This is a genomic window from Oscillibacter sp., assembly GCF_031978065.1.
GTDB lineage: Bacteria > Bacillota > Clostridia > Oscillospirales > Oscillospiraceae > Oscillibacter.
This window is the reverse complement of the sequence record NZ_DALZCH010000050.1, coordinates 1-13638: the sequence shown is the minus strand read 5'-3', so window position 1 is coordinate 13638 and position 13638 is coordinate 1. Positions and strand designations below refer to the sequence as shown.

At 56.2% G+C, this 13638-nt stretch carries 12 protein-coding genes and 1 pseudogene; 9 read left to right on the top strand and 4 right to left on the bottom strand.

Annotation, left to right across the window (positions count from 1 at the left end; translation table 11 throughout):
• Positions 1-512 (top strand): annotated as a pseudogene (locus RTK01_RS09045) (hypothetical protein); the annotation flags it as partial.
• Between the two features lie 298 nt (positions 513-810).
• Here the strand turns inward: RTK01_RS09045 and RTK01_RS09040 are convergent.
• The 3 genes from RTK01_RS09040 to RTK01_RS09030 are packed head-to-tail and all read right to left on the bottom strand — an operon-like array spanning position 811 to position 1480.
• Positions 811-1029: a hypothetical protein gene (locus RTK01_RS09040; RefSeq protein ID WP_312280666.1), complete on the bottom strand. Its 219-nt coding sequence runs from the start codon at positions 1027-1029 to the stop codon at positions 811-813.
• Positions 1026-1187, bottom strand: a complete 162-nt coding sequence (locus RTK01_RS09035; protein WP_312280665.1) for an FtsX-like permease family protein — start codon at positions 1185-1187, stop codon at positions 1026-1028. Before RTK01_RS09035 ends, RTK01_RS09040 begins: the two co-directional genes overlap by 4 nt.
• A 59-nt stretch (positions 1188-1246) precedes the next feature.
• Entirely contained in the window at positions 1247-1480 is a 234-nt protein-coding gene (locus RTK01_RS09030) for a hypothetical protein (RefSeq protein WP_312280664.1), read from the bottom strand.
• 587 nt (positions 1481-2067) lie between these two features.
• Between RTK01_RS09030 and RTK01_RS09025 the strand changes: the two genes are divergently transcribed.
• Positions 2068-2793 (top strand): methyltransferase domain-containing protein, encoded by a 726-nt coding sequence (locus RTK01_RS09025; protein ID WP_312280663.1) that lies wholly within the window; start codon positions 2068-2070, stop codon positions 2791-2793.
• Positions 2794-2889: 96 nt separating this feature from the next.
• On the opposite strand, the gene RTK01_RS09020 is transcribed toward RTK01_RS09025, so the two are convergent.
• Entirely contained in the window at positions 2890-3666 is a 777-nt protein-coding gene (locus RTK01_RS09020) for an IclR family transcriptional regulator (RefSeq protein ID WP_312280662.1), read from the bottom strand.
• A 327-nt stretch (positions 3667-3993) separates the two neighbouring features.
• On the opposite strand from RTK01_RS09020, the gene nifJ reads away from it, so the two are divergent.
• The 7 genes from nifJ to RTK01_RS08985 all read left to right on the top strand — a co-directional run.
• A complete protein-coding gene (gene nifJ, locus RTK01_RS09015) occupies positions 3994-7536 on the top strand; it encodes a pyruvate:ferredoxin (flavodoxin) oxidoreductase (RefSeq protein WP_312280661.1) in 3543 nt (1180 codons plus the stop codon).
• 312 nt (positions 7537-7848) lie between these two features.
• The gene (locus tag RTK01_RS09010) at positions 7849-8775 is read left to right on the top strand and encodes an NTP transferase domain-containing protein (RefSeq protein ID WP_312280660.1); all 927 of its coding nucleotides are present in this window, start codon (positions 7849-7851) and stop codon (positions 8773-8775) included.
• Positions 8776-8905: 130 nt separating this feature from the next.
• On the top strand, positions 8906-9526 hold the full coding sequence (locus RTK01_RS09005; RefSeq protein WP_312280659.1) for a nucleotidyltransferase family protein: 621 nt from the start codon (positions 8906-8908) through the stop codon (positions 9524-9526).
• A gap of 18 nt (positions 9527-9544) precedes the next feature.
• The gene (locus tag RTK01_RS09000; protein ID WP_312280658.1) at positions 9545-11671 is read left to right on the top strand and encodes a xanthine dehydrogenase family protein molybdopterin-binding subunit; all 2127 of its coding nucleotides are present in this window, start codon (positions 9545-9547) and stop codon (positions 11669-11671) included.
• 3 nt (positions 11672-11674) lie between these two features.
• Positions 11675-12148 carry a 2Fe-2S iron-sulfur cluster-binding protein gene (locus RTK01_RS08995; RefSeq protein WP_312280657.1) on the top strand — a complete coding sequence of 158 codons (474 nt, stop codon included), beginning with the start codon at positions 11675-11677 and terminating at the stop codon, positions 12146-12148.
• Positions 12142-12960, top strand: coding sequence for an FAD binding domain-containing protein (locus RTK01_RS08990; protein WP_312280656.1), 819 nt, complete (start codon positions 12142-12144; stop codon positions 12958-12960). The genes RTK01_RS08995 and RTK01_RS08990 overlap by 7 nt, the downstream gene beginning before the upstream one ends.
• A gap of 60 nt (positions 12961-13020) precedes the next feature.
• Positions 13021-13638, top strand: a 618-nt coding sequence (locus RTK01_RS08985) for a 2Fe-2S iron-sulfur cluster-binding protein (protein WP_312280655.1), incomplete at its 3' end; no start/stop codon positions are given.

The window sequence follows — 13638 nt, the reverse complement described above, 5'->3', positions numbered from 1 at the left end:
GGACCTGCATCTCCGGTCGGCCCAGTGGGACCTGTATCTCCGGTCGGCCCGGTGGAACCTGCGTCTCCGGTCGGCCCGGTGGGGCCTGCGTCTCCGGTCGGACCCGTGGGGCCAGCTGCGCCGGTCGGCCCAGTGAGACCTGCATCTCCGGTCGGGCCCGTGGGGCCATCTGCGCCTGTCGGCCCAGTGGGACCTGCATCTCCGGTCGGCCCAGTGGGACCTGCGTCTCCGGTCGGCCCGGTGGGGCCTGCATCTCCGGTCGGACCGGTGGGGCCTGCATCTCCGGTCGGACCGGTGGGACCTGCATCTCCGGTCGGCCCAGTGGGACCTGTATCTCCGGTCGGCCCGGTGGGGCCAATGAGGCCCTGTGCTCCGTCCGCGCCGGTTGCGCCAGTGGGCCCAGTTGCGCCGGTGGGGCCGGTGGGGCCGGTGGGGCCGGTCGCCCCGGAATTTGGATCTTCAATCGTCACAATCGCGGAGCCCTGTGTTACGGTAATATCAAGCGTGGTTGATTGGAATATCAATTCCGAGCCTAGCGTCATTTCCGCGGAGCCAGAAGTCCCAATTACGTTGAAGATTGGTTCGACTGAGTCAAATGCTCCTGTCGGGCCTGTCGGGCCCTGCGCCGGGCAGTAATAATACCCACAGCAGCATAAGCATCCGCCATATGGCGAATTACAACGCGAACATCTATAATTGTCATAAATTTACATGGTGTAGCTCCTTTATCAATATTACAGCTTCTCTTGAATACTTGTTAAAAATTCGTGGCCCCCCTTTACTATATTCTAAATATAAAAGGAGGTGATTTTATCGAAACGCAGAAGATGTCTGCTTCCCGCCCAGAGAGGCGCGGGTGGCGGAGGTCTTCATCTGTGGCACTCCGTTATTACCGGAAATAGAACCAGTCTCCGCATCCACAATGGAACGAAACGGAATGGACACAAGCTGTACGGTATCTGTCTGGGCAGAACCTAGAAAAATCACGCAAATATATCCGGCCCCGTCTACGATTACGGAAGCAATCATGCCGTAATATGCCTCTTCCAGAGAAACGTCTTATAAAGGCTTCCGGCACTCATGCCGATTGCGCGCCGCACCCCGATTTCAGCTACATGTATATGAATGTTTGTGTATACCGCGTTACTGATATATAAAATACCGATCAGTCCGAAAAATAAAATCAACCCCTACGCCAGCAATTTGATTTATTTATAGCTTTCTCTAAGCTGCCGGTCTGTGTTGGCTAAGAAAGCCACGTTCCTCCCCTTTTACCGCAAAGCTCCTGAATTGCCTGTTTAACAGAAGAACGGTCCACCCACTGCGTCAGTGTCGAATAAAGTTCTGTGTACTCATTTTTCTGCGTAATTTCGTCGTAGGCTAAATCCCCGAAACGTTTTTTAATTTTGTCAGTTTTTCCGGAGAGGAACCAAGGGCTTGGCTGGTGGCGGAGTAGTCCCCAAGATGCATTTTCGAACATCTTTAGACGCATCCAACAGCTCTAAAAAACTTTGCAATGCTACGAATACGGTAATACTCATGACAAGCGAAAGAATCGTAACCGCTGTCCTGCCCCGGTTTCGCTTCATATTCATGTGCGCATAAAAAGCTTCAAAGCTGCGAATCCGTTTGGCTTTTCTATTTCGTCGCCTGATGATAGCTGTTTGTCCTAACATGGCAAGCGTAGACGTTACCTTCCCGTTATAGGAGGTCCGCCAGCTCAAAATAGCTTTTCATAAGGGCGACAATTCTCTTTTCATCACCTGCCAATAATATTTTCTTGCTCATATCCATCCCGGCTATTCCTTCAGACGGCTTGCATTGACAGAATGACCGCAGCATGATATAGTAACGAAACGAAAGTGTGGTGTGTTGATGTCGGTCGTCCTGTAAGGATTTAAGTTACGCGCATGAGATGGGCAGTTATCTGCTCTTATTTGTGTTGTCAAAGACTGCCTTACAGATTGAACGGACATCATTTATGATAATGGTGTAGTTTGTAGCGCAGTGATATACTGCGCTTTTTTGTTTTCTTTCTATAAGGCATCATTAGAAAGGAAAAACAGTATGTTTTCATTTACAAACCAATTTATGTCCGACAATAAAAACGCAGAGTTTTTAAAGGAAACTATGATGGGGCCAAACGCCCTGCGAGTTGCGGAGGAATTGGCGTCGCACCTGAGCATCAACGAGTATACGCGAATTCTTGATCTTGGCTGCGGGTGCGGCCTTTCGACGCTCCTGCTTACAGAAAAATATGGCGCCTCTGTGTTCGCCGCCGACCTTTGGATTTCGCCCACTGAAAACCATGAGCGTTTTCAATCCATTGGCATTGACCACAAAGCCGTTCCTATTTCCGCAGACGCGACCAAGGGCCTTCCCTTTGCCAACGGATATTTTGACCTGCTGTTCACTGTGGACGCCTATCACTATTTCGGCGACACGGAAGAAATGCTTCCGTCGCTCCTTCCCTTTGTGAAAAAAGGCGGCTATATTGCCATTGCCATTCCCGGCCTGAAATACGAATTTGGGGAAACTGTTCCCGAAGAAATGAAGCCGTTCTGGAATGACGATGTGGCACGGACGATCCGCTCCCTTGCCTGGTGGAAAGCTTTGTGGAGTAAAGAAGCGGGGATTGAAATTGTGGATGTCCGCGAAATGTGCTGCTGCAAGCAGGCATGGGATGAATGGCTGACTGCCTACCATCCCGTTGTTGCCGGCGACATCAAAATGATGGAGGCCGAGGGCGGAAAGTATTTTAATCTGATTCAGTTCATCGCCAAAGTCATTTAAATATGCGCGGAGCCTGCCCCATAGACACAGGGGCAGGCTCCGCGCGGTTTTTGTATACATCTGTTCTTTTTCTTCCTGTGGCCCGCTTAAAAAGGTTTAAATCGACTCTGGAAGAAAGCCCCGGGCCTCGGCGATCAGCTCAATTTCCCGCTTGGCCTGCGTGAGACAATCCAGCACCAGCGCTTTTTTCTCCTCCGAGCAGCGAAACATCGGAACGGCCACGCTGAGCGCGGCAAAGGTCTGCCCGTCCCTGCGCAACGGAACGGCCCAGCAGTATAGCTGCTCCGCCGATTCCTCCTTCTCCCACGCAACGCCGGTTTTTCGGATTTGCGCAAGCTGCCCAAGCAGCGTGTCGAAATCCACCACGGTATGAGCTGTCAGGCGAGGAAATCCATCGGCATACAACTCTCGAACCTCTTCATCCTTCAGGTCGCTCAGCAGGGCCTTTCCAATAGCCGTTCCGTTGGCGGGCAGCCGGTTTCCCACATGGGAGATCATGCGGATGGGCTGCGGCGAGTCCACCTTGCGGATGTAAAGCACCTTATCCCGGTCCAAAACGCCCATCTGGCAGGTTTCCTCGCAACTTTCCACAACGGCCTCCATCACCTGCAAGATAAAATCCACGGCGCCTTGATTGGCCGCAAAGCTGCTGCCCAGCGCATAGGCGCTGATACCAATATAATATCGGTTTGACCGGCGGTCCAGTCGAATGTATTTCCGGCTGAGCAGTGTGTGAAGAATGGGAAAAAGGCTGCTCTTCGGCGCATCCAGCGCCACGGACAGCTCCGTCAAGGTGCTTCCGCCGTCCTTTGAAATCGCCAGATATTCCAGAATATCCAGCACCCGGGCGGTAGAGCGGTGCTCCTGCGGCATAGATTGCGCCTCCATTTCAGTAACATTTTTACTTTCAACACTTTAGCACAGCGGGCGGCAGGTTACAAGCGGAAGTTGCAAATGTCTCTTTTGGAATACACACGATAAGCAAGAGGCCCCAAAAAAGCCCAGCATATTCGCAAAAAGTTTTAAAACCAGAAATTCTTCTATTGACACAAAGCCAAATCTATGGTAAAGCTGAATAGTGAAAGTCCTATTTAAAAACAGAGTTCTTATATAGGAACAAAAGAAGACAGCAACAGAGCGATCGTTTCATTCAGGAAGCGCCCGGAACGGGCGAAAAAAAGGAAAAGAAGGGAAAAAACCATGAGTAAAAAGCTTGCGGTGATGGACGGCAACACAGCCGCGGCGCATGTGGCGTATGCGTTTACGGAGGTAGCGGCCATCTACCCCATCACTCCGTCTTCCCCCATGGCGGAAAAGGTGGACGAATGGTCCGCCAAGGGCCGGAAAAATCTGTTTGGATCCACGGTGGACGTGATCCAGATGCAGTCCGAGGCCGGCGCGGCGGGTACCTGCCACGGCTCCTTGCAGGCCGGCGCGCTGACCACCAGCTTCACTTCCGCACAGGGACTGATGCTGATGATCCCCGCCATGTACGCTATGGGCGGTCAGTTCCTCCCCAACGTGCTGCACATCGCCTCCCGGGTGGTCACCTCCAACCATCATTCCATTTTTGGCGACCACACCGACTTTATGACCTGCCGTACCACCGGGTACGCCATGCTGATGTCCGCCACTCCGCAGGAGTGCATGGACTTGGCGGCGGTGGCCCATCTGTCGGCCATCCGCTCCAAATATGCGTTTATGCATTGCTTTGACGGATTCCGCACCTCTCACGAGATGCAGCGCATTGAGGCGCTGGATTATGAGGACCTGCGCGGGCTTCTGGATAACGACGCCCTGCGGGCCTTCCGCCGGAACTCCCTCAATCCCGAGCATCCCACCAACCGCGGCAACAACGTCAACCCCGACGTATACTTCCAGTGCAAGGAAGGCGCCAACGAAAAGGTTGCCGATGTGCCGGGCACCGTGCAGCACTACATGGACGAAATCAATAAGCTGACGGGCCGGGACTATAAGCTGTTTAATTACTACGGCGTACCCGACGCGGAAGAAGTGGCCGTCATCATGTGCTCTGCTTCCGAGACGGTGAAAGAGACGGTGGACTTCCTCAACGCCAACGGGCGGAAGGTTGGCCTGCTTCAGGTTCGGCTGTACCGTCCTTTCTCCGTGAAGCACTTTGCCGAGGCCATTCCCGCCACCTGCAAGAAAATCGCGGTGCTGGACCGGTCCAAAGAAACCGGCTCCGTGGGCGAGCCACTGTATCTCGACGTGGTCACCGCCCTGAATCAGGCGGGCCGGACCGACATCCGCATTGTGGGCGGTCGGTATGGCCTCTCCTCCAAGGACACCACTCCGGGCCAGTTTGTCGCCGTGTTTGATAACCTGCGTCAGGCCCAGCCCAAAAACAGCTTTACCATCGGCATCAACGATGACGTGACCAACACCTCTTTGGACTATCAGGAACTGGAGCTGTCCCCCGCTGGTCAGACCTCCTGTAAAATCTGGGGGCTTGGCGGCGACGGCACGGTGGGCGCGAATAAGAACGCCATCACCACCATCGGATTGGTGGCGAATAAGTATGCTCAGGCCTATTTCTCTTACGATTCCATGAAAACCGGCGGACTGACCCAGTCTCACCTGCGCTTTGGCGATGAGCCGATCCGCTCCACTTATCTGGTTTCCTCTGCGGACTTTGTGGCTGTCCACGCACCCACCTATGTCGGCAAGTACGACACCGCCGCAGACCTGAAGGAAGGCGGAATCTACCTGCTCAACTGTCCGTGGTCGGTTTCCGAGCTGGAGGAGCACCTCCCCGCCTTGCTGAAACGGGAGCTTGCCAGCAGGCATGCCCGGTTCTACATCATCGACGCGGCAAAGATTGCCGAGGAAATCGGCCTGCGCGGCAGAACCAACAACATCCTTCAGGCTGTCTTCTTCGCCTTGACCAAGGTAATCCCTCTGGACGTGGCCGTGGAGGACATGAAGAAAAACAACTACAACTCTTATTTCAAAAAGGCCGGACAGAAAATCGTGGATCTGAACGACCGGGCTGTGGATGCAGGCGTGAGCGCCGCCGTGAAGGTGGAAATTCCCGCATCCTGGGCCACGGCGCAGGATGCGCCAGCCGCAGAGCTGGAAACCACGCCCTTTGTCCGGGACATTGTTCTGCCCATGGACCGCCAGCAGGGTGACAAGCTTCCCATCTCCGTTTTCAAAAAGTACGGCGTGCTGGACGGCACATGGGAAAACGGCACCTCCGTCTATTCCAAGCGGGGCGTAGCCACCGCAGTCCCCAAGTGGAACGGCGAGAGCTGCATCCAGTGCAACCGCTGCTCCATGGTCTGTCCCCACGCGGCGCTGCGCCCCGTGCTGCTGACGGAGGAGGAGAAGGCCGGCGTTCCCGCTTCTTTCTCCACCGTTCCCGCCAAGGGCCTTGGTAAGGATGCTCCCCAGTATTCCTTCCGCGTGCAGGTTTCTCCCTATGACTGCCTTGGCTGCGGCGTGTGCCTGACGGCCTGCCCCGCCAACCAGAATGAGAAAATGGCCGACGCGCTGGTGATGACGCCCTTTGAGGAGATGAAGCCGGAGCAGACCAACTTCAACGAGGTTGCCATGAACGAGGCATATCTCAAAAAGGACGCGGTCAGCGACAAGAGCGTGAAATCCGCTCAGTTTGCCAAGCCCTATTTCCAGTTCTCCGCCGCCTGCGCGGGCTGCGCGGAAACCACCTATCTGAAGCTTGTAAGCCAGCTTGTGGGCGACCACATGTACATCGGCAACGCTGCGGGCTGCTCCTCCGCGTACAGCGGCGGCGCCCCCATCCTGCCCTACTGCCGCGACCAGCGGGGCTTTGGCCCCGCGTGGGAACACTCCCTGTTTGAGGACAACGCCGAGTTTGCCTACGGCTTCTTCCACGCGCAGGACGCCATCCGCAAGGAGCTGTTCCTGCGGCTGGAGAGCCTGAAGGCCGCCGGAACCGCCGCTTCCGAAATCGAAGCGTATCTCACCGGCTGGGAGGACAAGAGCCAGTCCCGCGCCGTGTCCGACGCGCTGATTGCCGCGCTGGAGCGCAGCGAGAAGACGGAAGAGGTTCAGTTTGTTCTGGACAGCCGGGAATATCTCGCAAAGAAGTCCGTCTGGGCCGTGGGCGGCGACGGCTGGGCCTATGATATCGGCTTTGGCGGCATCGACCACGTGCTGGCCCAGAACCGGGACGTGAATCTGCTGGTGCTGGACACCGAGGTTTACTCCAACACCGGCGGACAGTCCTCCAAGTCTACCCCCACCTCCGCCGTGGCGAAATTCTCCGCGGGCGGCAAGAAGATTGCCAAGAAGGATTTGGGCGCGATCTTCATGAACTACGGCTACGTATACGTGGCGCAGGTGGCCATGGGCTACGATCAGGCCCAGACCCTCAAGGCCATCCGCGAGGCCGAGGCTTATCCCGGCCCGTCCATTATCATCGCATACTGCCCCTGCCTGGAGCACGGCATCAAGGCAGGCATGAGCTGCACCCAGAGCGAGATGAAAAAGGCTGTGGAGTCCGGCTATTGGCACCTGTATCGCTATGATCCCCGCCTGACGGAGCAGGGGAAGAATCCCTTCCAGTTGGATTCTCCCGAGCCGGACACCGGAAAGATCATGGGCTATCTCATGGGCGAAAACCGCTATGCGGCGCTGGCCAACAACTTCCCCGACCGGGCCGACGCACTTTATGAAAAGGCCGTGCAGGACGCGAAAAATCGCTACTCCAAATATTGCAAAATGGCGGATAACGGCTAACAAACACGTCACTTCCTCCATCCGCTCCTCAGCGGATTGGCAGAAGCTCCCTCGTTTGAAAAGAAGGCAGGCACGCCGCGCAAAAGCGCGGCGTGCCTGCTTTTATGCCCATTGTTCAGTCAGAAATTTGACGCGCGACGGCCCAAGAAATGACAGCTATTAGAAAGTGACGGACAGCACCCCGGTGAAATGCTTTTTCAGGCCGCTGCATGTTTGGACTGTGGGGGAATTGACATCCCCCTAAAAATGTGTATGATAAATGAAAAGCTCGGCGTTGACAGTGTTTTCAAGGTGGGAAGCGGGGTCTGTGACATGAGAATCAGCAAATTTGGCGGCCTGATTGCGGCCGCCAGCAAAAAAGCCGCACTGCCCATGCTGAAGGTGGGGACAATCCCGGTCATTAAGCGAATCGTCATTTCCTTTCAGCAGGCCGGTATTTTTCCCATCGTAGTGATTACCGGCGTGGACGAGGACGAGGTGAAATACCAGCTAAGCAACTACGGCGTGATTTTTATTTCCAGCGAGCAGCCGGAGCAACCCCAGCTTCTGGATTCCGTGAAGGTCGGGCTGCGTTATCTGTCCGGGAAATGCGAGCGGATTGCGTTTGCTCCTGTGAATGTCCCTATGTTCACGCCGGACACGCTGATCCGGCTGAAAAACACGGCGGGGGAAATTGTCACGCCGTCCTACCGCAGCTGCGGGGGGCACCCCGTGATGCTGTCTGACAGCATTATCCCCGAAATTCTGGCCTATGGGGGTGAGGACGGTCTGCGGGGCGCGCTTCGCACGCTGGAGGCAAAGCGGGTCTGGCTTCCTGTGGAGGACGAGGGCGTTTTAACCAGCGTACACAATCGAGAGCAGTTGCAGGCCCGTTTAGCCGAACACAACAACGCCATTCTGCACCCCGTCATCCGCATGAGCATCGAACGGGAATTTGCTTTTTTCAACGCGCGCCTGAAGCTGCTGCTGTTTTTGATTGCCGACACCCACAATATGCGCCAGGCCTGCGGGGCCATGTCGCTGTCCTACGGCAAGGCATGGGACATGATCAACCGGTTGGAAATCGAATTGGGCTATGCGGTTGTGGAGCGACGGCAGGGCGGGCGGCACGGAGGGAACACCGTTCTGACCGAGCGCGGCATCGCGTTCTTGCTGGCCTATCAGCAGTTTGAGGAGGAAATTTTTCATTACACTCAAAGCCGATTTCAGGAGAGATTTTTAACAACCAAAATTTTATAATGGAATTTGGCAAGTTCTTTTTAGGAAGAAGTTGCGAACAAAAACCATCCCTTTCATAATGAGAGTGGACACACCGCGCCGTTTTCTATTGGGCGCGGGGCTGCTCTCAGAGGAAATGGGGTGGTTTTTTATGCATGAGGCTCCCACTGTCTGCGGTCTGATTCTCGCGGCGGGACTTTCCTCCCGTATGGGCGAATTTAAGCCGCTGATGCCGCTGCGGGGCAAAACGCTGATTGAAAATACAGTGGACAGCGTTTTATCGGGCAGCGCTCAATCCGTCGTGGTGGTGACGGGCTATCGTGGCGCGGAGGTGGACGCGGTGCTCCACTGGCGCTATGGTACACGCGTCGTTTCCGTGCGAAACCCCGACTTTGCAAGCACCGACATGCTGCGCTCCATTCAAATTGGCTGCCAGGCCATGCCGGAATGCGACGCGTTTTTTCTGCTGCCGGGCGACATGCCTGTGGTGCGCAGGTCCACCTTCCGCAAGCTGCTCTCCGCCCGCCCCCAAAATGTCGTCAGCGTGATTTTTCCAACGCTGAACGGGGCGCGGAAGCACCCGCCGCTGGTGGATGCGCGGATGATTCCGGAAATTCTCGCATTTCAAAGCGACGGCGGGCTGCGTCAGCTATGGCAGCGCCATGAAAACTTGATTCAGACCGTTTCGGTAGACGACAAGGGCGTATGGATTGATCTGGATACGCAGCAGGATTATCAAAGCTGTAAGCAGGGCTACGAATTTGTAAAATGAGGAGGCAGGGATTGCAAGATGGAAAAGATCAGTGAGCCGGTAGTCAAAAAAGACCATGCGCCAAAAATGTCCGGACGCTCCGTTTATGTCGGAGACTATTCTGGCGACGGCGTTTTGACCGGCAAATTCCTTCGCTCCACCCTGGCCAGAGCCAAGGTGCTGGGCGTGGAAGTTCCCCCATTGCCGGACGGGTATTTTTATGTGGACAAAACCGACGTTCCCGGCGACAACAACGTAAATATCGTGCTGGACGACACCCCGGTGTTTGCCCGGGACACGGTGGAGTACATCGGAGAGCCTATCGGCATGGTGGTTGGCCCGGAGGAGAAGGCCGTAGACCGGATTCTTTCGGAAATCAAGGTTTCTTATGAAGCGCTGGAGCCCATGCTGGACCTGCACAAGGCCCACACCGTGTTTTTCAACTATGAGTACGAAAAGGGAAATTTTAAAAAAGCCTTTGCCGAGGCCGACAAAGTTTACGAAGAAGAATTTTCAACCGGCTATCAGGACCAGACCTATCTGGAGCCGCAGGGCATGATGGCAGAGCCGGAGGAAAACGGGCATATGTACGTCCACGGCTCCATGCAGTGCGCCTATTATGTCCACGGCGCGGTGATGCGCGCGCTGGGTCTCCGGCCCGACGAGGTTCACATTCTTCAGGACGTGACCGGCGGCGGCTTCGGTGGGAAGGAAGCGTTCCCCTCCATTCTGGGCTGTCAGGTGGCCGTGGCGGCGCGGAAGGCAAACGCCCCCGTCCGCTGCATCTTCGGCCGCCGGGAGGATTTGGAGTTCACCTCCAAGCGACACCCCTCGCTTTGCGTTTACAAGGTGGCGGTGAAGGACGGCAAGGTCACGGGCATGGATATCGACGTAAAGTTCAACTCCGGAGCATACACCACGCTGTCTCCCGTGGTGTTGCAGCGGGGAATCATCTGCGCCAGCGGCGTTTACAGCTTTGACAATCTGCATGTCCACGGGCGCGCCCTGAAAACAAATACCACGCCCTCCGGCGCATACCGGGGCTTTGGCGCGCCGCAGACCTTCTTTGCCGTGGAGATGATGATGAATCATATTGCCCGGGATTTGGGGATTGATTCCCTCCAATTCAAGGAATCCAATCTGGCCCGGCAGGGAGATCCCACCTCCACCTCCGGCAAGTATCACTTCCCCATTCCTCTGCCCGAGATGATTAACGAGGTGGACCGGGCCTGCGACTTCCGCAGAAAGCATCTGGAGTACGAGAAGCCCCAGACCGGAAGATACCACAAAGGCATCGGGATGGCGCTGTGGTTCCACGGGGCGGGCTTCACCGGCTCCGGCGAGCGGGACCACATCAAGGCGGTGTGCAAGCTGCACAAGTACCCGGACGGCACGGTGGAGGTTTTGGCCTCCAACGGTGAAATTGGGCAGGGCCTGCGGACCACCTTCCCAAAAATCGTTGCCCACGAGCTGAATCTTCCGCTGGAAAAGGTCTATTACAACCACCCCGATACCGCCCGCGTGCCGGACTCCGGCCCCACAGTGGCCTCCCGCTCCCTGATGGTGGTGGGCGAGCTGCTGCGCCGCGCCGCCATCAACCTGCGCACCCAGTGGAAGGAAGGCGAGGAACAGATTGTGGAGGAGCATTTCAGAGAACCTGATTTTATGATTCCCTTCTATCTGGACAAATTTCAGGGCGACGCGTACCCTACCTACGCATGGGGCGTGGGTGCCATCGAAGTGGAGTTGGACACCTGCACGGGCATCTCCAAGATTCTGGGAGCCTACGGCTCCTTCGACGTGGGTACGCCCATCGACTACAACATCGTGATTGGGCAGATGGAGGGCGGCTATTTGCAGGGCATCGGCTATGCCTCCATTGAAAAAATGGAGTATGACAGCAAGGGCCGCATCCGCAACAATTCCTTCTCGGACTATTTGATTCCCACCGCAAAGGATGTGCCGAACCTGAAGTGTATGCTGCATGTGGAGCAATACCCCGACGGCCCCTACGGCGCAAAGGGCGCGGGAGAGCTGCCCCTTGTGGGCGCGCCCGGGGCCTATGTGGAGGCTGTGGAGCAGGCGATAGGCGGCAAGGCATCACTGCACCATGCGCCTTTTACCGCCGAGGACACCCTGAACGTGATGATGAAGGAGGCTGAATAAGAGATGGATGCGATTCGATTTGTCCTCAACGGGCAGGAAGTCTCCTACGAAGGCAATGCTTCCGACCGGCTGCTAGACGTTCTGCGGGACACTTACCGCGCCACCAGTGTCAAGTGCGGCTGTAAGGAGGGCGAGTGCGGGGCCTGCTCCGTTTTGATGGACGGCGTACTGGTCAACTCCTGCTGTGTTGCCATGGGCGCGGCGGCAGGCTCCTCCGTCACAACGATGGAGGGCTTCCGGGAAACGGAGCGCTACGCGGTTTTGGACCGGGCGTTTGCGGCGGTTTCCGCCGTGCAGTGCGGCTTCTGCATTCCCGGCATGGTGCTGGCGGCCGAAGCACTGCTTTCCAAAACGTCCCACCCCACGGAGGATGAAATCCGAGAGGGCCTTTCCGGAAACCTCTGCCGCTGCACGGGGTATAACGCCATTATCAACGCGGTATCCGCCGCTGCAAAGGAGGGAAACGGACTATGGTAAACGGATATGCCGCCGCCTCTTTGGATGAGGCGCTGAACCTCCGCACGTCCCATACCGTTGTCCCCTACGCCGGAGGCACGGACCTGATGGTAGAAAACCGCCCCGGCGCTACCTATCTGTTTCTAAACAAGGTTTCGGAATTGCAGCAAATCTCCGAGGACGAGGACTATCTCCGCATCGGCGCGGGCGTGACCTTTACGCAGGCGCTTTCAGACGACCGGGTTCCCCAGATTATGAAGGACGCCGTGGCGCTGATTGCCGCACCCGCCATCCGCAACGCAGGCACCTTCGGCGGAAACTTGGGCAACGGCTCCGCAAAGGCGGATTCCGTTTTGATTGAATTTGCCGCGGACGCGAAGATTCGGCTTCAATCCCTGCGGGGCGAGCGCATTGTTCCCGTGGAGGAATTTTATCTGGGCCGGAAAAAGCTGGACCTTTCCGACGACGAGCTGATTACGGAGGTTCTTCTGCCCAAAATTGGGCTGGAGCAATATTATTACCAAAAGGTCGGTGGCCGCAACGCGCTGGCTATCTCTCGGGTTTCCTTCGCGGGCGTGTTTGCCGAGAAGGATGGCAAAATTTCCAACATTGCCGCCGCGTTCGGCGCCGTGGCGGACACCGTTTTGCGCTATCGGGATTTGGAAGCGATGCTGCTGGGCAAAACCTTGGAGGAAGCGCGCGGACTAAAGGAGCAGTATCTTAACGCCTATGCGGACAGAATGGTCCTCACCCGAGGTCGTGTGTCGGCGGAATACCGCAAGGCCGTTTGCATGAATCTGCTGAACGAGTTTTTAACCCGGTTCGGCATCTGACCCAACACAAATCCGCCCGCGGTATAAACCTCGGGCGGATTTTCTGAAAGGAAGAGTGAAATGTTTACTGTTTCGATTAACGGAAAAGAGTATGAGTCCGCTCATGACAAAAAGCTTCTGCGGTTTTTGCGGGACGACCTGCACCTAACCGCCACCAAGGACGGGTGTAGCGAGGGCGCCTGCGGCACCTGCACCGTTCTAGTGGACGGCGTGAAAACCAAGGCCTGCGTGGTTTCTTTAAGCAAGCTTACGGGAAAGCAGGTGTTGACCGTGGAGGGCATCGCCCCGGAGGAAATGCAGGTCTATGAGCATTGCTTTGCCGCCGCAGGCGCGGTGCAGTGCGGCTTCTGCATCCCGGGTATGATTATTTCAGCCAAAAGCCTGCTGGATGCCAATTTGAATCCCACCCGAGCGGATGTGAAGCTGGCCATTAAGGGCAATCTGTGCCGCTGCACCGGGTATAAGAAAATTGAGGACGCGATTTTGCTGGCGGCAGACTTTTTCCGGGAGAAGCCGGAAATTCCTCTCGCCCCTACCGCACTGCACATGGACGAGCACGCAAAGCGCATTGACGCCGCCGAAAAAATCAACGGGACCGGCCTGTTTGCTGACGATCTTACTATCCCGGGAGTGCTGTACGCCAAGCCCGTCTATTCAAAATCTCCCCGTGCCCTAATT